Annotated in this window: 14 protein-coding genes and 2 tRNA genes; 12 read left to right on the forward strand and 4 right to left on the reverse strand. The window is 49.5% G+C overall.

What is annotated here, in order from left to right; genetic code table 11:
- Positions 1 to 47: 47 nt before the first annotated feature.
- The gene (locus tag JIN82_RS11340) at positions 48 to 1,691 is read right to left on the reverse strand and encodes a sulfatase family protein (RefSeq protein ID WP_200311766.1); all 1,644 of its coding nucleotides are present in this window, start codon (positions 1,689 to 1,691) and stop codon (positions 48 to 50) included.
- Between the two features lie 753 nt (positions 1,692 to 2,444).
- Here JIN82_RS11340 and JIN82_RS11345 point away from each other — a divergent pair.
- The 3 genes from JIN82_RS11345 to JIN82_RS11355 all read left to right on the forward strand — a co-directional run bounded on the left by JIN82_RS11345 (position 2,445) and on the right by JIN82_RS11355 (position 6,806).
- The gene (locus JIN82_RS11345; protein ID WP_200311767.1) at positions 2,445 to 4,208 is read left to right on the forward strand and encodes an assimilatory sulfite reductase (NADPH) flavoprotein subunit; all 1,764 of its coding nucleotides are present in this window, start codon (positions 2,445 to 2,447) and stop codon (positions 4,206 to 4,208) included.
- 45 nt (positions 4,209 to 4,253) lie between these two features.
- The gene (locus tag JIN82_RS11350) at positions 4,254 to 5,972 is read left to right on the forward strand and encodes an NADPH-dependent assimilatory sulfite reductase hemoprotein subunit (protein ID WP_200311768.1); all 1,719 of its coding nucleotides are present in this window, start codon (positions 4,254 to 4,256) and stop codon (positions 5,970 to 5,972) included.
- Between the two features lie 105 nt (positions 5,973 to 6,077).
- The gene (locus JIN82_RS11355) at positions 6,078 to 6,806 is read left to right on the forward strand and encodes a phosphoadenylyl-sulfate reductase (RefSeq protein ID WP_200311769.1); all 729 of its coding nucleotides are present in this window, start codon (positions 6,078 to 6,080) and stop codon (positions 6,804 to 6,806) included.
- 151 nt (positions 6,807 to 6,957) lie between these two features.
- Here the strand turns inward: JIN82_RS11355 and trpC are convergent, their stop codons facing one another.
- The gene (gene trpC / locus JIN82_RS11360; RefSeq protein WP_200311770.1) at positions 6,958 to 7,755 is read right to left on the reverse strand and encodes an indole-3-glycerol phosphate synthase TrpC; all 798 of its coding nucleotides are present in this window, start codon (positions 7,753 to 7,755) and stop codon (positions 6,958 to 6,960) included.
- Positions 7,756 to 7,977: 222 nt separating this feature from the next.
- On the opposite strand from trpC, the gene JIN82_RS11365 reads away from it, so the two are divergent.
- A tRNA-Gly gene (locus tag JIN82_RS11365) sits at positions 7,978 to 8,052 on the forward strand.
- Between the two features lie 30 nt (positions 8,053 to 8,082).
- Positions 8,083 to 8,157 (forward strand) — tRNA-Gly (locus JIN82_RS11370).
- 70 nt (positions 8,158 to 8,227) lie between these two features.
- Here the strand turns inward: JIN82_RS11370 and JIN82_RS17500 are convergent.
- A complete protein-coding gene (locus JIN82_RS17500; protein WP_267906531.1) occupies positions 8,228 to 8,362 on the reverse strand; it encodes a hypothetical protein in 135 nt (44 codons plus the stop codon).
- Between the two features lie 469 nt (positions 8,363 to 8,831).
- On the opposite strand from JIN82_RS17500, the gene JIN82_RS11375 reads away from it, so the two are divergent.
- The 7 genes from JIN82_RS11375 to JIN82_RS11405 all read left to right on the forward strand — a co-directional run bounded on the left by JIN82_RS11375 (position 8,832) and on the right by JIN82_RS11405 (position 16,641).
- Positions 8,832 to 10,757 carry a fructose-bisphosphatase class III gene (locus JIN82_RS11375; RefSeq protein ID WP_200311771.1) on the forward strand — a complete coding sequence of 642 codons (1,926 nt, stop codon included), beginning with the start codon at positions 8,832 to 8,834 and terminating at the stop codon, positions 10,755 to 10,757.
- Positions 10,758 to 11,002: 245 nt separating this feature from the next.
- Positions 11,003 to 11,476 carry a hypothetical protein gene (locus JIN82_RS11380; protein ID WP_234041952.1) on the forward strand — a complete coding sequence of 158 codons (474 nt, stop codon included), beginning with the start codon at positions 11,003 to 11,005 and terminating at the stop codon, positions 11,474 to 11,476.
- 153 nt (positions 11,477 to 11,629) lie between these two features.
- Complete coding sequence (locus JIN82_RS11385; protein WP_200311773.1) at positions 11,630 to 13,045, forward strand: efflux RND transporter periplasmic adaptor subunit; 1,416 nt, start codon at positions 11,630 to 11,632, stop codon at positions 13,043 to 13,045.
- Positions 13,046 to 13,057: 12 nt separating this feature from the next.
- Positions 13,058 to 13,768, forward strand: coding sequence for an ABC transporter ATP-binding protein (locus JIN82_RS11390; RefSeq protein WP_200311774.1), 711 nt, complete (start codon positions 13,058 to 13,060; stop codon positions 13,766 to 13,768).
- Positions 13,765 to 14,904: an ABC transporter permease gene (locus JIN82_RS11395; RefSeq protein ID WP_200311775.1), complete on the forward strand. Its 1,140-nt coding sequence runs from the start codon at positions 13,765 to 13,767 to the stop codon at positions 14,902 to 14,904. The genes JIN82_RS11390 and JIN82_RS11395 overlap by 4 nt, the downstream gene beginning before the upstream one ends.
- Positions 14,905 to 14,910: 6 nt before the next feature.
- Complete coding sequence (locus JIN82_RS11400; protein ID WP_200311776.1) at positions 14,911 to 16,059, forward strand: ABC transporter permease; 1,149 nt, start codon at positions 14,911 to 14,913, stop codon at positions 16,057 to 16,059.
- Between the two features lie 45 nt (positions 16,060 to 16,104).
- A complete protein-coding gene (locus JIN82_RS11405; protein WP_200311777.1) occupies positions 16,105 to 16,641 on the forward strand; it encodes a hypothetical protein in 537 nt (178 codons plus the stop codon).
- A 72-nt stretch (positions 16,642 to 16,713) separates the two neighbouring features.
- On the opposite strand, the gene JIN82_RS11410 is transcribed toward JIN82_RS11405, so the two are convergent.
- Positions 16,714 to 18,093 carry a hypothetical protein gene (locus JIN82_RS11410; RefSeq protein ID WP_200311778.1) on the reverse strand — a complete coding sequence of 460 codons (1,380 nt, stop codon included), beginning with the start codon at positions 18,091 to 18,093 and terminating at the stop codon, positions 16,714 to 16,716.
- Between the last annotated feature and the right edge of the window lie 65 nt (positions 18,094 to 18,158).

The raw sequence follows: 18,158 nt of genomic DNA on the forward strand, positions 1-18,158 counted from the left end.
CGCGCTGGAGGTGACCTCCAGCGCGTTTTATTTGTTAGCGAAATGTGTTATTTCTTTTTCTTGCCTCTGTTGGCAATAGCATCGTCCATTTCTTTTCTGTAAGCGGCAGAGATTTCGATGGCTTCAGCGCGGTTCTCTTCTGTGTAGTCCCAGAATTTATTGATCACCTCGTTGAATGGGAATTTTGGATCGTCGTACTTGTAGTCTGAGCGCAATTGTTTGAGATCAGCTTTGAGCTTTTCGACGATCTCTTTGTACTCAGGGTTGTCGTAGACGTTGTTCATCTCGTTAGGATCTTTATTGAGATCGTAGAGTTCCCATGACGGTGGGGTTTGTGGAGTAGATTCATTCATGCCTGTACCGTAGAACATGATGAGTTTGTGGTTCTTTGTGCGGATGGCCAGGTGAGCTGGGTTTTGGTGGTGAGCCATGTGCAGCCAGTATTGGTAGTATGCCGCTTGTTTCCAGTCAGCTGGCTCTTTGCCAGTTTCGAGGATGGATTTGAAGTTTTTCCCCTGCATGTATTCAGGAGTTTTCTCGAGGCCAGCGAAGGCTAACATTGTAGGAGCAAAGTCGACGTTTTCAGTGATCGCATCTGAGCGGCTACCAGCTGGAATGGATTTAGGATAGCGCACGATGAATGGCATACGCATGCTTTGTTCGTAGGCCCAGCGTTTGTCGATGTAGTCGTGCTCGCCGAGGTAGAAACCTTGATCACCAGTGTAGATGACGACGGTATTGTCGAGGATGTCTTCGCTTTTCATGTAGTCGATGACACGCTTGAGGTTATCGTCGACACCTTTGACGCAGCGCAGGTAGGCTTTGAGGTATCCCTGATAGGCTGCTTTCTGAGCTTCTTCTGGGCTCATGTTAGTGAAGTCGATTTGCTTTGCCCAAGCACCTTGGCGGGTGTAGTTGCGGCGCAGTGAACGTGGGCCAATTGATGAGCCGATGTAACGCACCAGTTCGTCGTTATGACCGCGTGTGCCGATAGAGCCGTGATTGCCTCTAACGGCTAGGTTTTCTGGCTCAGGGATGTGAGTATCTTCGAGGTAGGACTCATAACGAGGCGCGTACTGGAACATATCGTGAGGAGCCTTGAAATGAAGCTTGAGGAAAAATGGTTTGTCCTTGGTGCGGATTTCTTTGAACCAATGGAGTGCTGAGTCTGCCACACAATCTGAGGAATGGCCTTCCATAGTCACTTTGGTACCTTTGATATCGCCTTTGGTTCCCTCCATGAAGTGAGGGTTAAAATATTCACCTTGGCGGATGAGTACTTTGTAGTAATCAAATGCAGCTGGGCGTTTGCTGAGGTGCCACTTGCCGATAACAGCCGTTTGATAACCAGCCTCGCCCATTTCGATGGCAAGGTATTGGTTTTCTGGGTCAAGCGGATCGTTGAGTTTTGGACAGCCATTTACTGAGCTGTACTGGCCGGTCATGATGCTGGCGCGGCTAGGCGTACAGATGGCGTTGTTGCAGAAGGTGTTTTCCATGACGATACCTTCTTTGGCTAAGGAATCGATGGTTGGTGTCGGGTTGAGCTTAGCTAGTCGACTACCGTAGGCACCAATTGCTTGGGATGTGTGGTCGTCGCTCATCACAAACATGATGTTGGGCTTGGCTTCTGCGTATAGAGCCGCTGGCATGACTAGGGCGGCTAGTGTTGAGGTGATTATCTGTTTCATTGTAGCTATATAGAAATCTGGCTAGTACGCGACTGTCTGCGTATGTTATTTCGAGTATATATACCTTGTGAAGTGGATGAATGTTTACATGAAAAAGTAATTTTTTTACCTGTCGGTTCAATTTGATGAATCTTTGGGCATAGAATAACGTGCTGAATCGTTCCAGCGCATTGGAGTTTGATTCGTCAGAGGGGGGGGATAGCTTTGTTCCTTTTGCCCGCTTTAATGAGTTTTTTGGAGGCGGTGGAGATTTCGTTAGCAGTAGCGCGGATTTCATCAGAGTGGTGTCAGCACGGATTGATGAGCTCATGGTAGTCAGTGGAGTCGCCGACCTTGTTGATTATTTGCTGAATAAATATTTTTTTGTTTCCGGCAGTGGCCTCGCGTCTGGTTTATAAATCTCTGGCTGATCTAGCGGTTTTCTTAGCTGCTTAGTTTTAGTCATTTTGTAAAATACTGAGCGGGTAAATGATTTGGCTATTTTGCTAGGGGGCACTGGCTAAGGGCATTTTTGCATGCCTGCAGAAGGCGCAATTGTTCACTACTTATATGGAACAGTAGTTTTTATTTTTTTGAAGAAAGCCGCTGAAGGGCAGTAGTTGACAGGTTTTTGATTGCTAGCGGGCAGTATTATTCAGATGTCTGTTTCGTCGCCAGCAAGTACTGGGCACGATTTGGCGAATTTGGTGTTGCGCAATTTTTTTTGCGTGGCATGGTGCGCACGTAAACGTAAGTAAGTTGATCTAAGAACTAATGATTGAATTTCCCACACACGCTCCATTTAACGATGGGCAGAAGAATTTGTTGTCACAAGCGCTGACTGGATTAGACGCCAACCAGACTTCGTGGCTGAGTGGATATTTGGCAGCGTGGCAGGGTGTTTCTGCTGGAGCCGCAGCTGTAGATACTTCCCTAACGGTACTCTTTGGTACAGAATCTGGTAACTCAGAAGGTCTAGCTGACCTGACGGTGAAGCGCGCTAAGAAAGCGGGCTTTAAGGCGACCATGCTGAACATGTCTGACGCCGAGCCTAAAGATCTCGAGAAAGTAACTAACTTGCTCGTGATCGTTAGTACTTGGGGTGACGGCGAACCACCAGAAGCCGCTGAAAATTTCTACAATACGCTACTCACTGAGAGTGTAAAACTCGACGACCTGAATTTCTCCGTCTGCGCACTGGGTGATACCAGCTACGATCAATTCTGCCAGACTGGTAAAGAAATCGACGAGCGACTTGCTGAGTTAGGCGCGAAGCGTTTGGTTGACCGTGCCGACTGTGATGTCGACTTCGACGACAGCTACGCAGCGTGGGCTGATAGTGTGTTTGATAAACTTGGATCTGCCGCATCGGCTGCTCCTGCAGCTGCTAGTTTTGCTGCAGCACCAGCGATCGAGTACGGCAAGAAAAACCCATTCCCAGCTGAAGTTCTCGACAGCGTGGTCCTCAATGGCGACTACTCGAAGAAAGAAACATTGCACCTTGAGTTCTCACTTGAGGGATCTGGCTTCAGCTATGAGCCGGGTGATGTGCTCTGCGTGGTTCCACAAAATGCCGACGACGTCATTGCTGACTTGCTAGAAGCAGCTGGCCTCAGCGGTGAGGAAGAAGTTGAACTCAAAGGTGGCGAGAAAAAAGCGCTCAAAGTTGCTCTCAAACAAGATCTCGATATCACCAGCCTCAGCCGCAAAGTCGTCAAAGCATGGCAGGAAATCTCTGGCTCATTGAAGCTAGCTGACCTGCTCGCTGACGATGCTAAAGCACAACTGAAAGAATGGATCAATGGCCGTCAGATCGTTGACCTTTTGGTAGAATTTCCAGCTAAAGAGCTCAGCGCAGCTCAGCTTGTTAGCTTGATGCGCAAACTGCCACCGCGTTTGTATTCTATCGCATCTAGCCCGAAGGCCCATGAAGGTGAAGTTCACCTAACTGTGGCTGCCGTGCGCTATAACAGCAATGGCAAAGACCGTAAGGGCGTCGCTTCTACTTTCCTCGCTGACGATGCGAAGAAAGGCGACAAAGTGCTCTGCTACATGCACCATAACAAAAACTTCCGTCTGCCAGAAAATGATGAAACTCCAATCATCATGGTGGGCCCAGGTACTGGGGTGGCACCATTCCGCGCATTTGTGGAAGAGCGCGCCGAGCGTGGTGCAAAAGGTGAGTCATGGTTATTCTTTGGCGACCAGCACTACAACGAGGATTTCCTCTACCAGCTAGAGTGGCAAGACCATCTCAAGAACGGCGATCTGACCAAGATCGATGTCGCCTTCTCACGTGACATGCCTGAGAAAGTGTACGTCCAACACAAGATGCTAGAGCGCGCTGAAGAGCTCTATCAGTGGCTGGAAAAAGGTGCTCATTTCTACGTTTGTGGTGATGCTTCCCGCATGGCTAGCGACGTCAATGACGCCCTGATCGAAGTGATCTCAAGCCAAGGTGGAAAATCAAAAGAAGATGCTGAAGCCTACATTGCCCAGCTCAAGAAAGACAAGCGTTACCAGCGTGATGTGTACTAAGCTAGCTGAATAAACCAACGCACTAACCATTTAAAAAAGAAAATCATGAGTAAGAAACTTTCTGCTAACGAGCCTCTCAAGGTGAACAGCAACTACCTGCGTGGTAATCTCGCCAATGAGATTGCCGACGTTTCTACCGGTGGTATTACTGAAGATAGCATCCAGCTGATCAAGTTCCACGGCGCCTACGTTCAGGATGACCGCGATGTTCGCGCTGGACGTCGCAAGAAGAAGTTAGAAAAATCCTACAGCTTCCTGATCCGCGTTCGCGTACCGGGTGGTGTAGCTACTTCTGACCAATGGCTGCAGATGGACCGCATCGCTGATGAGCTGGCTAACGGCACGCTCAAACTAACTACACGTCAGGCATTCCAGCTGCACGGTGTGATCAAGCGTAACCTCAAGCGTTCTATCCAGGAAATCAACCAAGCGGCGATGGACACCATCGCAGCCTGTGGTGATGTGAACCGCAACGTCATGGCTAACCCAAATCCAGATTTGAGTTTTGCCCACGCTGACGCGCTCAAGCTGGCTGAAGATATTTCAGCTCACCTCACACCACAGACTCGCGCTTACCACGAGATCTGGCTGGACGAGGAAAAAGTAATTTCTAGCGAAGAAGAGCAGGAACCGATCTACGGCAAGACCTATCTTCCGCGTAAGTTCAAGATCACCGTGGCTGTACCACCATCTAACGATGTGGACATCTACGCTCACTGTTTGTCATTTGTAGCTATCATTGATGGCGACAAAGTGGTTGGTTACAACATCGCCGTAGGCGGTGGCATGGGCATGACTCATGGCCAAACAGCGACATTCCCACGTACTGCAGACATCATCGGTTTCTGTACTCCAGAGCAGGCGGTTGATGTAGCTGAGAAGGTTGTGTTAGTACAGCGTGACTTTGGTGACCGTACTGACCGCAAGCATTCTCGCCTCAAGTACACTGTGGAAGACATGGGTGCTGATGGATTCCTCGCCAAGCTCAACGAGTACCTCGGCTACGATCTCGAGCCAGCTCGTCCATTTGAGTTCACTCACAATGGTGACCGCTTTGGTTGGGTAGAAGATACTAACGGCAACAGCCACCTCACTCTGTTTGTACAGGGTGGACGTGTGATTGATAAACCTGGTAGCCAGATGAAAACTGGCCTGCGTGAGATTGCTAAAATCCACAAAGGTGATTTCCGCCTGACCGCTAACCAGAATGTCATGCTGGCTAACATTACGCCAGAAACTCGCCCGCAGATTGAAGCATTGCTTGAGAAATATCAAATTTCTGAGAGCCACGTAGCCTCAGCGCTGCGCCTGAACTCAATCGCCTGTGTGTCTCTACCAACATGTGGACTCGCGCTGGCTGAAGCTGAGCGATTCCTACCTGACGTGATCACCGAGCTGGAAGAAGTCATCGAAGAAGCGGGTCTGCGTCACGACGCAATCACCATCCGCATGACTGGCTGTCCTAACGGCTGCGGTCGTCCGTTCCTCGGCGAGATTGGTTTTGTTGGACGTGCCCCAGGCAAGTACAACGTTTACCTTGGTGCTGGCTTCCACGGCGAGCGCCTCAACAAACTCTACCGTGAGTCATTCCCAGCTGAGAAAATCAAAGATCTTCTCAAGCCTATCATCAAGCAGTACGCCACCGAGCGTGAAGACGGCGAGCACTTCGGTGATTTCTGTGTACGCAAAGGGTTTGTTGCTGCGACTACTGCGGGAAATAACTTCCACGCTAACATCGACACGGAGAACCTCTCCAAAGTCTAATTTATTAACTTACTAACTGGTTAACGGCGGTGGTCTCCGCCGCCGTTATTATTTATCTGGCGAGCTCAGCACTCCTGGGCTCGACCATACAAATCATTGAGAATTGTGTCTGAATCTATCGAACTTTTATCAGAGGCACAGGAAGTGTCTGCTGCATTTGAACACCTTAAAGCTGGCGAGAGAATCGCTTGGCTTTACGAGAAATACGGCTCTAGAGTCGTGCTGAGTAGTAGCTTTGGCCTGCAGGCTGCAGTGATGCTCAGCTTGGTCAAAGAGCATGCGCCTGAGATGCCGATCGTGTGGTTAGATACAGGTTATCTTTTCCCCGAGACATACCGGTATGCTGAGCAGCTCATCGACAAGTTAGACCTCAACGTCACTGTCTATCAGCCGCAGATCACACCAGCGCGCCAAGAAGCGTTGTACGGAAAACTCTGGGAGCAGGGTGAAAAAGGCCACAGCAAATACGGCCTGATCAACAAAGTGGAGCCAATGGCTCGCGCGCTCAAGGAACTGCAGGCTGACGTCTGGGTGAGTGGGGTGAGACGTTCGCAGTCCAGCACCCGTAAAGGGCGCAACTTTGCTGAGCAGCAGAAAAAGACACTCAAAGTATACCCAATCCTTGATTGGGCGGATCCACAGGTGTCTGCTTATTTCTACGACAAAAAGCTACCTAAGCACCCGCTGGAAGCCGAAGGTTACCAAACCATGGGTGACTGGCATTCTACCAATCCTGTGGTCGAAGGCCAAGATGCGGAGTCATCTCGCTTTGGCGGACAGAAGTACGAGTGCGGCCTGCACTTGGACAGCGGCAATGCCGATTTCCAAATTTAACCATTGCCCAATTTCATCATCTATCACCAGCTGGCTGGAAATTCATCCCGCCAGCTGGATGCACAAAAAAGCGCGACTCATCAGAGCCGCGCTTTTTTAGTAAATAAAATCAGACTGGCTATATAGACCAGTCTAGTGACAGGCGAGGGGATTAGCTAGCTGGCTGGGTGCGGGTGAGCTGCGCCCACTCAGCGAGCGTGACCGCTGGATCATTCTCCTTCATCAGCGTTTCGCCAACGAGGATGGCATTGGCTCCAGCATCCAGCACACGCTGTACATCTGCGGTAGTTTTCAGGCCAGACTCGCTGACCAGCAGGCAATCATCCGGCGCCATTGCGGCGAGCTCTTCAGTCACCGCCAGGTCCGTGACAAATGTCTTCAGGTTGCGGTTATTAATACCAATCAGATCTGAGCCCAGATCGATGGCGCGGTACATTTCTTCTTTATTGTGCACCTCCACCAGCACATCCAGTTGGAAGTCGAGCGCTGTTTCGTACAGGTGGTTGAGCGTTTTGTCATCCAGCGCCGCCACAATGAGCAAGATCGCATCTGCTCCAGAAATGATCGCTTCATAAATCTGCGCTTCATGCACCATGAAATCTTTACGCAGCAGCGGGATGTCTGAAAAACGGGAAATCTGTGTGAGGTAGGAGAGTGAACCTTGGAAGTACTTTTCATCCGTCAGGATAGACATGCAGCTGGCGCCACCGTCTAAATACATTCTAGCCTGTTTCTCGGCGTCAAAGTTGGGATCAATGATGCCAGCACTCGGTGAGGCCTTTTTTACCTCAGCAATGATGCCGAGCTGATTTGGCCCACGATCCAGCGCTGAGCGGAACCCACCAAAGTCGTTTCGGTTCAGGGCTGCAGCGCGCAGCATGTCGATTCGTGGCATCAGCAGTTCCACTTCTTTATGTTTTTGGGCAATGATTTCGTCCAAGATGCTCATGGCGCAGATACTAATGCCAGAATGCCAAATGCCAACGGCGAAATGTGGCCAAAATGTTTCTTTTTGGTGTTTTGGTGTAGTTATTTGAAAATCAAATACTCAGAGCTATATTCTAATCAGAGAGGTAAAAAAAATACAAAATTCGTGCAGAAAAGTATTGTCATTTTTCTGAAATCGTGTAAATACCTCCCCGCCCTCCCGAGGGTAAACGAGAAAGTCAAAGCGGGTGTAGCTCAGGGGTAGAGCGCAACCTTGCCAAGGTCGAAGTCGAGAGTTCGAATCTCTTCACCCGCTCCATTTTCTCAACAACAAATCATTTGCATAAAAGCGGGTGTAGCTCAGGGGTAGAGCGCAACCTTGCCAAGGTCGAAGTCGAGAGTTCGAATCTCTTCACCCGCTCCATGCAAAACCAAAAAAGCCAACCAATCGGTTGGCTTTTTTGTTGCCCGCAAACCAGCAAATCCACCCACCGCTATCTCCCCGCGGAAATGCCTGCTGAAGGGAAATTCCAGCTGAGAGGAAATGCCAGCTGAGAGGAAATGCCAGCTGAGAGGAAATGCCAGCTGAGAGGAAATGCCAGCTGAAGGAAAATGCCAGCTTGAGCCATTAAATATCTAGCTAGATGGAGGAGCAAATGCCGAAGGCATACAACAGTCTAGCCTAGGGTAAGGTCGCGCCGAAGGTGCAACGCAACCCTAGGAAAAGGATCGAAAAATAAAAGAGGGCTGAAGGCCCGAGACAGCTCGATGCAGCTACTAATTACCCAGCAGGATATTTGGGAAATGCCAGCTGAGAGAAAATGCCAGCTTGAGCCATTAAATATCCAGCTAGGTCTACGAGCAAATGCCGATGGCATGCAACAGTCTAGCCTAGGGTAAGGTCGCGCCGAAGGTGCAACGCAACCCTAGGAAAAGGATCGAAAAATAAAAGAGGGCTGAAGGCCCGAGACAGCTCGTCGCCGCACCATCAGAGATAGATGCCATCTTTACCGGCTTCATTAGATCTTCTTGATTATTTAAAAATATTATTTACCTGTAAACTGGGCACGGCTTTTGCTATGGGGTGAGGCCGCAATCATGGCTGAACTCATACATAGCATTTTATCTCAAGATTTCCCTAATACCGAGCAAGCTAGCTACGAAATAGCAGCGCTAAAATCTCAGCTAGAAATCCCCAAAGGAGTGATTCATGTGATCTCAGACATTCACGGTGAGGCACGCAAACTCAAGCACGTGATCAATAACGCCTCGGGTCGACTTCGCCCGCTAGTTGATAGCTTGTTTTCCCACCGCCTAACGCCATCGCAGAAGCAAGAGCTGCTGAATGTGCTTTATTATCCGACGGAACTTCTCAGCAGCAAATCAAAAGCACTTTCCGAAAAAGAACGGCTGGCGTGGGTGATGGAGACACTACAGAACCAATTCTCTATCATCCGGGAAATCGTCAAAAACAAACGCCGCAATACCATCTGGAATTACACGCCTGTGGTCTATCGCGAGCTGTTTGATCTGCTGCTCAATTACCCAGCTGGCGGGCATAATCCCGTATTTCTCGAAGTCCAGCTGCAGGAGCTCGTCGCCCGAGAGATGGATTTTCTAGCCATCCAGGCGGCTTCTCGTTTGATCCGCAACCTCGCAGTCGAAGAGCTAATCGTGGCTGGTGATCTCGGCGACCGCGGGTCGCGAATCGATTGGGTCATTGATTACCTGAAACGCCAATCTTCAGTAAGTGTCGTCTGGGGCAACCACGATGTCAGCTGGATGGGCGCGTGCCTAGGAAACCAAGCGTTGATTGCCATCGTGCTGCGCATTTCTCTGCGCTACCGTCGATTATTTCAGCTCGAGGAAGGGTACGGAATTTTAACAAAAGCATTAGAAATATTGGTTGAGCACGTTTATCAAGACGATCCAGCGGCTGATTTTTACCCGAAGCGAGGTGGCGAGCGAGATAGCTTGCTGATTGCTCGTATGCAAAAGGCCATCTCGGTGATTCAGTTTAAGCTCGAGGGGCAGCTGATGGAGCGTCACCCAGAATGGAATATGGATGACCGCAATGTGATGAGCCGTATTGATTATGCCGCGGGCACGATCGAGATCTCAGGAAAAACCTATCAACTCAAAGACAGCTATTTTCCCACCGTTTCTCCAGATGATCCGAACAAACTATCCGCTGAGGAGCAACAGTGTATCGATAGATTGACGGAATCCTTCACCAGCTCAGCTAAACTTTGGCAGCACATGTCGTGGGTTGCTCAGTCTGGGTCGATGTGCCTAGTTAGAGATAAGGCGGTGATCTTCCATGCCTGTTTGGCGCTGGATGAAAACGAGCAATACGAAGCGCTAGAAATCGATGGTCAGACGCATGTAGGGCCGGAGTTATTTCCAGCATTTGATTCAGTGGTAAAGCGCGCCTTTCGGGCTGGAACCAACGCAACTGATGATGATAAAGATTGGTTTTATTACCTCTGGGCTGGGCCAAAATCTCCGCTGTTTGGTAAAGATAAAATGGCTAGTTTTGAAAGCTACTTCATTGCGGAAAAAGAAACTCATCAGGAGCAAAGAAATCCGTATTTTGAGAAACTTCATGATAGGGAGTTTTGTGACCAACTGTGCCGCGAAATCGGCGTGGCTGAAGATGGTCTCATCGTCAACGGCCACGTTCCCGTGAAGGTGGAAAAAGGGGAGAACCCAGTGAAGCGTGGTGGCAATGCCGTGACTATTGACGGTGCTTTTTCCGAGGCCTACGGTGATCGTGGTTACACACTCATCCTCTCGCCAGAAGGCGATGAATTGGCCGAACACCATGGCTTCCGCGACCCCGTTTCCATTGTGCGTTCAGGGGAAGATATCATCCCCAAAATGCAGAATATCCGTCGCCATTTCCCACCACGGCTGACCAAGGACACCGAGCAAGGTGCCGTCATCCGCGAGAAAATCAATGCGCTCGAAGGACTCGTTCAAGCCTACGCCAGCGGCGCCTTGACCGAACGATCCAGACCCTAGCTAGAATGATGGGCTGCAAGTCCGAGACTTCCCTCGGCAAGTGCTGAAAATGCGACGGACGATAGCTGGAAAAGACATATCAAAATGGGCACCGCTGGCGGAGGAAATCTACCAGCAATTGATTTAGCTAGAACCAATATCGTGGCTAAATAGATTGTCTGCAGCTGACTTTACCTGTCCACGTGAGGTCATTTTCCTTGATTTGTGGGGAATAATTTGCCAGCTAGTGTATCGTATTGATGTCTATGTTACACAAAATCACAGCTGCGATCATGCTCTGGATAATGGCCCTTATGGTGACCGTTGCCCAGCCTGGCGTATCTTATTGTTTGTGTGCGGAGGCATTAATTATCGGCGAATGTGATTGCCGCGAGCCCGCGGCAGCTCCATCCAGCTGCGAGAGCGGCTGCCATGACTGTAGCGCTCCGGCCCAGCTAGATGAGTTTAAATCCAGCCAGCCATCTCCTTGCAAGGATGACGATTGCATTCTCGAGCTAGAAATGGATGTCGGTCTGTACCCTGCTGCCTATGGGGCTAACGATTGGGGAAAAAATCCGCTGACTCATTTGGCTATTATCGGACAGTCAGCTGAAGCTGATTGGTCGATTCAAGCGCCTCATATCTTGGTTGACGCCCAAAGGACTCGCGGAAGCCCGCTAGACGAACTGGCATGCAATCCAGTGCCCATATTTATTTGGAATTCTGTTTATCGACTTTGATTCTACGCAATTAATGTCAGTTCTATCTGTTTGAGCTGACAGCGTTTTCTTTTGCCCGCTTGTGGGGCATTTCGCGGCTCTATCACACATTTATGTGAGGAGCGTGCATCAATCTATCAAAGTTATATTTAAACCAATTTCCATTTATCAATCATGTCATTAGACGTACTTAGAAACGCGCCAGCGGAACGGGGGGATCAACCTTCTCGCCGACGGCCAAAGTCATTAGCGTGGCTACTACCAGTGGCCTTGCTGCTAGGTTTTGCCCTCATTTTTGCCTTATTGTTTGGCGATCGCTTATTGCCAGCTCATGAAGTCCAAACCTCTGCAGTCGTTACCATTAGAACGGCTGCTCAAGTAACAGAGGCAGTTGGCAAGAAGGCTCAGCCAGCTGGAACTAGCAAGGGGGAGCTCGCTTTCCAAGCATCTGGCTGGGTGGAGCCAGATCCATACACAATCTATGTGCCGACTCTGCGAGATGGCGTGATAGATAGCGTTCACGTGCTAGAGGGGCAAGCGGTAAAGCAGGGGGATTTGTTAGCTGAGCTAGTTGATGATGACGAAGTTCTCAATCTCCAGCTAGCTGAGAATATGGTTGTTAGCATGCAGCAGACGATTAAGGCCCATTGTGTTGGTCTAGATATTATCGATGCTGAGGAGCACGCTGTAGAACGGCGGATTGAGTCATTGGAGGCTGAGTTAGAGGAGGCCAATGATTCATTTGAAAGGCTCGAACGCATTGGTTCTCGTGCTATTTCTGAACAACAAAAAGTACAGGCAAGGATAGCAGTGAAGCGCCGTGTGGCCTTACTTGATGAAGCCCGTGCCGAGTTGCCTCAGCTGGAGGCGAAGCGCTTGCAGATAAATGCTGAGAAGCTGGCGATGGAGGCAAAACTAGCTGAGCTGAAAACGGCTCGAGCTCAGGCACAGCTCCAGCTAGATCGCACAAGGATTAGCGCGCCAGTGGATGGAGTGGTGCTTCACCTTCACGCCGCGCCAGGTAAAAAGCGTATGTTAGGAATGGATGATCCTAAGTCGGCAGTGATTGTTGAGCTTTATCAGCCAGACAAATTACAAGCTAGGATTGATGTGCCGCTCAATGAAGCTGCGGCCCTACACGAAGGTCAATGGGTGGAACTCACTTGTGACCTTCTAGCTGAAAAAACTTTCAGCGGCATAGTGACACGCATCAATGGCGAGGCCGACATGCAACGCAATACGCTGCAAGCTAAAGTGGCGATCCAAGACCCAGATCCTAGATTGAGGCCTGAGATGCTCATGCGTGCTAGGTTTTTTGCTAGCTCGACTAGTACTGAGGCCAGTTCCGATCAAAGTACCGGACGTCTATCACTCTATGTCGATGAACAGGCTATTTTTGACGACAGTTTCGTCTGGGTAGTTTCTCCTGATGGAAAAGCTGAGCGACGCAGTGTGAAGTTAGGCCGTGAGCAACGTGATGGTTTTCGTCATGTTGAAGACGGTTTGTACTCTGGCGAGCATGTTATTTTACCGCCATTTAACGACCTCCAGCCAGCTAGTAGAGTTCGTGTAATTACTTCTAAACCATAAATTGTAACGATTATGAGTTCATTAATTTCTATCCAATCCGTGAGTAAATCTTTCACTAAGGGCAAGACGGTAATCACGCCATTAGACCAGCTGACACTTGAAGTTGCTAGAGGTGAATTCCTTTCTTTGATGGGGCCGTCGGGTTCAGGGAAAACGACTTTGCTTAACTTGATTGCAGGCATCGATACTCCCACATCTGGCGAGATTATTATTAACGGCGAGAACATCGCGGCGCTATCACGCGCGCAGTTGACCAAGTGGCGGTCCGTTCATGTTGGTTATATCTTCCAGCTCTATCACCTTGTGCCAATTTTATCTGCCTACGAGAATGTTGAGCTGCCATTATTACTGTCAAAGATGAGCAGAGCTGAGCGCAGAGAAAAAGTGCTCGCTGCGCTTGATCTGGTTGGCCTCGCTGATAGGGCTGACCATAGACCTAGCGAGCTTTCAGGGGGGCAAGAACAACGCGTTGCTATTGCTAGAGCGATTGTGCATGACCCTGATCTGTTAGTAGCTGACGAGCCCACTGGTGATCTTGATCGTGAGTCAGCGGATTCTATCTTGCAGCTGCTCAATGAGCTGACTGAGAAGTTTGGCAAAACCGTCATTATGGTGACGCATGATCCCAAGGCTTCAGCTGCGGCGCATCGTTCACTGCAGTTAGAAAAAGGCAAGTTCATCGAAGATGGACATTTGCTTAACAAACAACCCGCAGAGCAATGAGCCCATTACTTACATTAGCGATAAAAAACCTCTGGCGTAACAAGCTGCGCACGGTGCTAACTGTCCTTGGCGTTTCAGCGGGCATGTTCCTTTATGCAGCCGTGCAGACGATGCAACATTCGCTGTCATCTGCCACAGAAATGAATGCTAACGATACGACCTTAGTTGTCTATCGTGAGAACCGTTTTTGTCCGTCGACGTCTCGATTACCTGAGCATTATCTGCCTACGATTGAACGCATCGACGGCGTGCGCGAGGTGATCCCTATTCAGATAGCTGTCAATAACTGTGGGGCGTCGTTAGACGTGATTACTTTTCGAGGTGTACCGGCGGACTCTCTGCAAAAATATAACCCAGCCATCAATGTGATCGCAGGATCTTATGACGATTTCCTTAATCGTAGTGACGCGGCACTGGTTGGTAGAAACTTTGCCCAACGGCGAGGTCTATCACCTGGGGATAAGTTTGAAGCTGTGGGGGTGAATGTTTCCGTAGCTGGAATCATTAGCTCGGATTCCGCTACCGATGAAAATGTTGCCTACGTGCATCTAGCATTTCTCCAACAAGCTTCCCGAGTCGGCCTCGGTGTGGTCACTCAGTTTAACGTCAAAGTTGATTCTGCTGGCCAGCTAGATCGCGTGGCGAGTGAGATTGACGAGACATTCAGCTCAGACCAACAGCCTACCAATACACGTCCTGAGAAGGCCTTTTTTGCAGAAACTGCCAGACAGATGATAGAGTTAATTAGCTTTACCCGCTGGCTTGGTTTGGGCGCTGTTGTCGCTGTTCTAGGTCTTGTGGCTAATGCCGTGTTGTTGATCGTGCGCGGGCGAGTAAAAGAGACTGCCATTCTCCAAACCATCGGATTTTCTCGTCTAGCGATTGCGACGATTGTCCTTTTTGAAGGTCTGCTGCTAGGTCTAGCGGGAGGTTTCATTGGTGTCTTTGGTGCCGCGATCTTTTTCAAGATGCAGTCATTCACTTTAGGAAATGAAGGGCAAACTTTGGCCCTGATTCCATCCGCTAATGTGGTGGTTTCTGGCTTGCTCGTAGCCATCGTTCTCGGATTGTTAGCATCTGTCTACCCAGCGTGGAAAGCCACGTCTAAACCCTTAGTTCATTCATTAAACGCCTAATAGATCATGTTGCCATTTACTTATGCATTGAGAAATTTATTTCGTGATCCTAGCCGCTTGTTGCAAACTGTTGGCGGCTCGGCGCTAGTGGTATTTTTGCTTATCGCAGCCGTTGCGCTGACTCGTGGCATGGATGAAGTCCTATCAGCGTCGGGTTCCACTCAGAACGTACTCCTTGTGGGGAAAGGATCTGAGGAGTCGATAGAAAGGTCCGAGGTCCCTGTAGCTGCAGAGTCAGCTACTGCCACTTCAGTGGTTGGTATTGCTGAAAAGTTAGGTGTCACTGCAGTGTCAGGCGAGATTTTTTACCAAGCCCCTGTGCTCACGGAAGATGGTACGAAAGGGCCAGCATTGTTGCGCGGTGTGTTTGAAAGTGCTTTGTTAGTTCACGTGCAAGTTCGCTTGATAGATGGGCATTTTCCTTCACCTGGTGAAGTCATGGTTGGTCACCTAGCTCATCGTAAGTTGGGTGTGCCAGCCAGCCAGCTAGAAGTGGGGAAATCGATCTTCTGGGGTAATGAAGAGCTTAAAATTTCGGGTATCTTTGTGGCTCCCGGAACGGTGTTGGAGTCAGAGATTTGGTTTGATCGTAATGATCTAGCTAGCCTAACTCAGCGTGATTCGCTTTCTTCCGTCACCCTAAGAATGGACACCGCTGAGCTGGAAGATATCGAGCTCTTCACCTTTCAGCGCAACGATCTGGAACTCTCAGCGATTCGCGAAGATAGATATTATGCTAAGCTCAGCGAGTTCTATGAGCCAATCAAGTTGATGACTTGGGTGACCGCAATTCTCGTGGCTGCTGGCGCGGTATTTGGTGGCTTGAATACCTTGTATGCTGCATTTGCTGCTAGAATCAAAGAGATGGCCACCTTGCAGTCTATAGGATTTGGTCGCGTAGCTTTATTCATCTCGCTGATTCAGGAAAGTTTGTTAGCTACGATGACGGGCACACTACTAGCCTTTCTAGCAGCTTACTTTCTGCTGGATGGCCGCACCGTGCCATTTTCTACTGGGACATTTACCTTGGTTTTATCACCCGCGGTGATTCTCGCTGGATTGTCAGCTGGGCTGCTGCTCGGCTTGATTGGTACCATACCGCCAGCGGCTCGTTGTTTGTTGCCCAAATTACCGAGCGCGCTGAGATCGAACTAACTTTTTTACATACTGAATGAATTAATAACAAAACCAAAAACGATTATGAAAACAAAACTGATGATAGGAATTGGGGCTGCTCTGGCCATTGGCTTGAGCGCCTGTAGTAAAGACGAAGGTCAAGGAGTGGTTGAAAACTCCGCTGAGCAAGCAGCTCTAGCTGGACTGGTTATTTCCGAAAAACCAGCTGATGCGGTTAGCATCGTTCAGCTGCGCAAACAGGCTAAAGCTGGGGATACAGTTACTTTTACTGGCCATGCGCTAGGCAGCCGTTCTGTATTTGTCGACGGGCGAGCGGTGATGATTATGGGGGATCCAGAAGTGCTCATTTCATGTAGCCTGATAGAAGGGGATAACTGCAGCACGCCATGGGACGTATGCTGTGAAGATCCTGATGAAATCAAAGCCTCTATCGTTACCGTTCAGGTGCTTGATGGTGAGGGGAAAATCATCAAAGCTGGCTTGAAAGGTGTCGCTGGAATTACAGAACTTAGCGATCTAACGATTGTAGGTGAGGTTGCTGAAAAATCGACTGATGACAATATGCTCATCAATGCGACAGCGATCTACCTGAACCAGTAGAGGTGATAGTTTGAGAAAAAAAATCCGCAGCTGGAATTTCCAGCTGCGGATGAAAATAATGGCTAGCTAAGTCTAACGACCTCCGCGACCTCTGCCTCCACCCGGGCCGCCGCGACCGCCAGTACTGGTAGCTCTGCGTAGTACGCGCTCGCGCTCATCGTCGCTGATGTATTCGCTGGTATTGATGTATTCTTTAGCCGCTTCTGGATCATCTTTCATCCAAGTGGAAACCGCAGAGCTGATAGAGCGTGCTCTGGTGCCTTCATCACTGATAGTTTCGGCCACCTGCAGAGAGATATCATATTCCTTGCTGTTATTGTTTCTGACAAATGCGGTAGCTGCGGTATCGCGAACGTCGCCAGCTTCTTGGTTATTGAGCCAATCGATAGCGCCGTCGTTGTCGAGCCTAGCCCATGATGACATCACTTCGGACATGGCTGAGCCTTGGGCATCTGTTGATTCCTGCTCCATGACCCACAGCGCAGTAGCAGCTGGATCTTCACGCGCCCATTGCTGGCTGATGTTGCGGATGGTGCTATTTTTTTCATCACCATCTGGTAGAAGGGAAACATTTTCCGCTGCCAGCTTTGGATTGTCAGCAGCTAGACCGCGTAATGCTTGGGCATTAGCTTCATCTCTAGCGTCAGCTGGTAGAGTATTGATCCAAGCTTGAGCTTCGCCCCAATCTTGCGCTCCCCATTCTCTAGCAATGCTTTGGTAGGCCTGGCTACGTGCGTCTTCGTTAGTAATGGTTGCGGCTTGTAGTGCTGCTTCAGACGGATCTACCTTAGCTGTCTGGCTGAAGATACCACGCATGGCACCTGCTTGATCACCATCAGGCAGTGAGTTCGCCCATGTCAGTGCACCTTTTGGATCGATGCGCGCCCACTCGGAGGCAATCGTGCCAGCTGGGCTTGGGCCTCTGCCGTTAGTGTCGAAGCTAGAGCTGTTGGCTAGGTAGTACTGAGAAGCATTCACTGGATCTGTAGACGCCCAACTTTTCAGCACGGTGCCGTTCACAAATCTTCCCATCATGCCCATGCTATCGGTGTAGCTCATTGCCGTGATAGGGTCTTTTTCACCCCACTGCGAGAAGAGCAACTGCATGGCTATCATGCGTTCGCCAAAGGGCAGACGTTCTAGGCTGCGCGCTTCTGATTCAAATAAGCTAGGATCTAATTGAGCGTAATAATCTAGCATCGCCTGGATGCGATCATTCTGCCCCGGAGTGCTAAGCACATCTTGTAGTGATTCCGGTCGACTACTTGCGCGACGGTCTGAAGTGGAGGCAGGACCTGATAGAGATGTTGCAATACTTCTTTTGCTAGAAGTAGGAAGCTCACTCAGAGAATTCGAGCTAGCTTCAGAAGAGCTGTTGGATTGGCCAATGATAAAGCCGCCAGCGGCTCCGACTGCGAGGGTGGCAGCGGGAATGATGATATTAAGCTTCATGGTTAAATTTTTATAATATGTAGATTAAAGAGATTCAACTCAGATATTATCCAACAGTTGCGGAG

It is taken from the genome of Persicirhabdus sediminis, from assembly GCF_016595495.1.
Taxonomy (GTDB): domain Bacteria; phylum Verrucomicrobiota; class Verrucomicrobiia; order Verrucomicrobiales; family Akkermansiaceae; genus Persicirhabdus; species Persicirhabdus sediminis.

Coding starts and splice junctions, on each gene's coding strand:
- JIN82_RS11340 (WP_200311766.1), bottom strand. CDS start 1,691: ATGAAACAGATAATCACCTCAACACTAGCCGCCCTAGTCATGCCAGCG.
- JIN82_RS11345 (WP_200311767.1), top strand. CDS start 2,445: ATGATTGAATTTCCCACACACGCTCCATTTAACGATGGGCAGAAGAAT.
- JIN82_RS11350 (WP_200311768.1), top strand. CDS start 4,254: ATGAGTAAGAAACTTTCTGCTAACGAGCCTCTCAAGGTGAACAGCAAC.
- trpC (WP_200311770.1), bottom strand. CDS start 7,755: ATGAGCATCTTGGACGAAATCATTGCCCAAAAACATAAAGAAGTGGAA.
- JIN82_RS17500 (WP_267906531.1), bottom strand. CDS start 8,362: ATGGCTCAAGCTGGCATTTTCCTTCAGCTGGCATTTCCTCTCAGCTGG.
- JIN82_RS11375 (WP_200311771.1), top strand. CDS start 8,832: ATGGCTGAACTCATACATAGCATTTTATCTCAAGATTTCCCTAATACC.
- JIN82_RS11380 (WP_234041952.1), top strand. CDS start 11,003: ATGTTACACAAAATCACAGCTGCGATCATGCTCTGGATAATGGCCCTT.
- JIN82_RS11385 (WP_200311773.1), top strand. CDS start 11,630: ATGTCATTAGACGTACTTAGAAACGCGCCAGCGGAACGGGGGGATCAA.
- JIN82_RS11390 (WP_200311774.1), top strand. CDS start 13,058: ATGAGTTCATTAATTTCTATCCAATCCGTGAGTAAATCTTTCACTAAG.
- JIN82_RS11395 (WP_200311775.1), top strand. CDS start 13,765: ATGAGCCCATTACTTACATTAGCGATAAAAAACCTCTGGCGTAACAAG.
- JIN82_RS11400 (WP_200311776.1), top strand. CDS start 14,911: ATGTTGCCATTTACTTATGCATTGAGAAATTTATTTCGTGATCCTAGC.
- JIN82_RS11405 (WP_200311777.1), top strand. CDS start 16,105: ATGAAAACAAAACTGATGATAGGAATTGGGGCTGCTCTGGCCATTGGC.
- JIN82_RS11410 (WP_200311778.1), bottom strand. CDS start 18,093: ATGAAGCTTAATATCATCATTCCCGCTGCCACCCTCGCAGTCGGAGCC.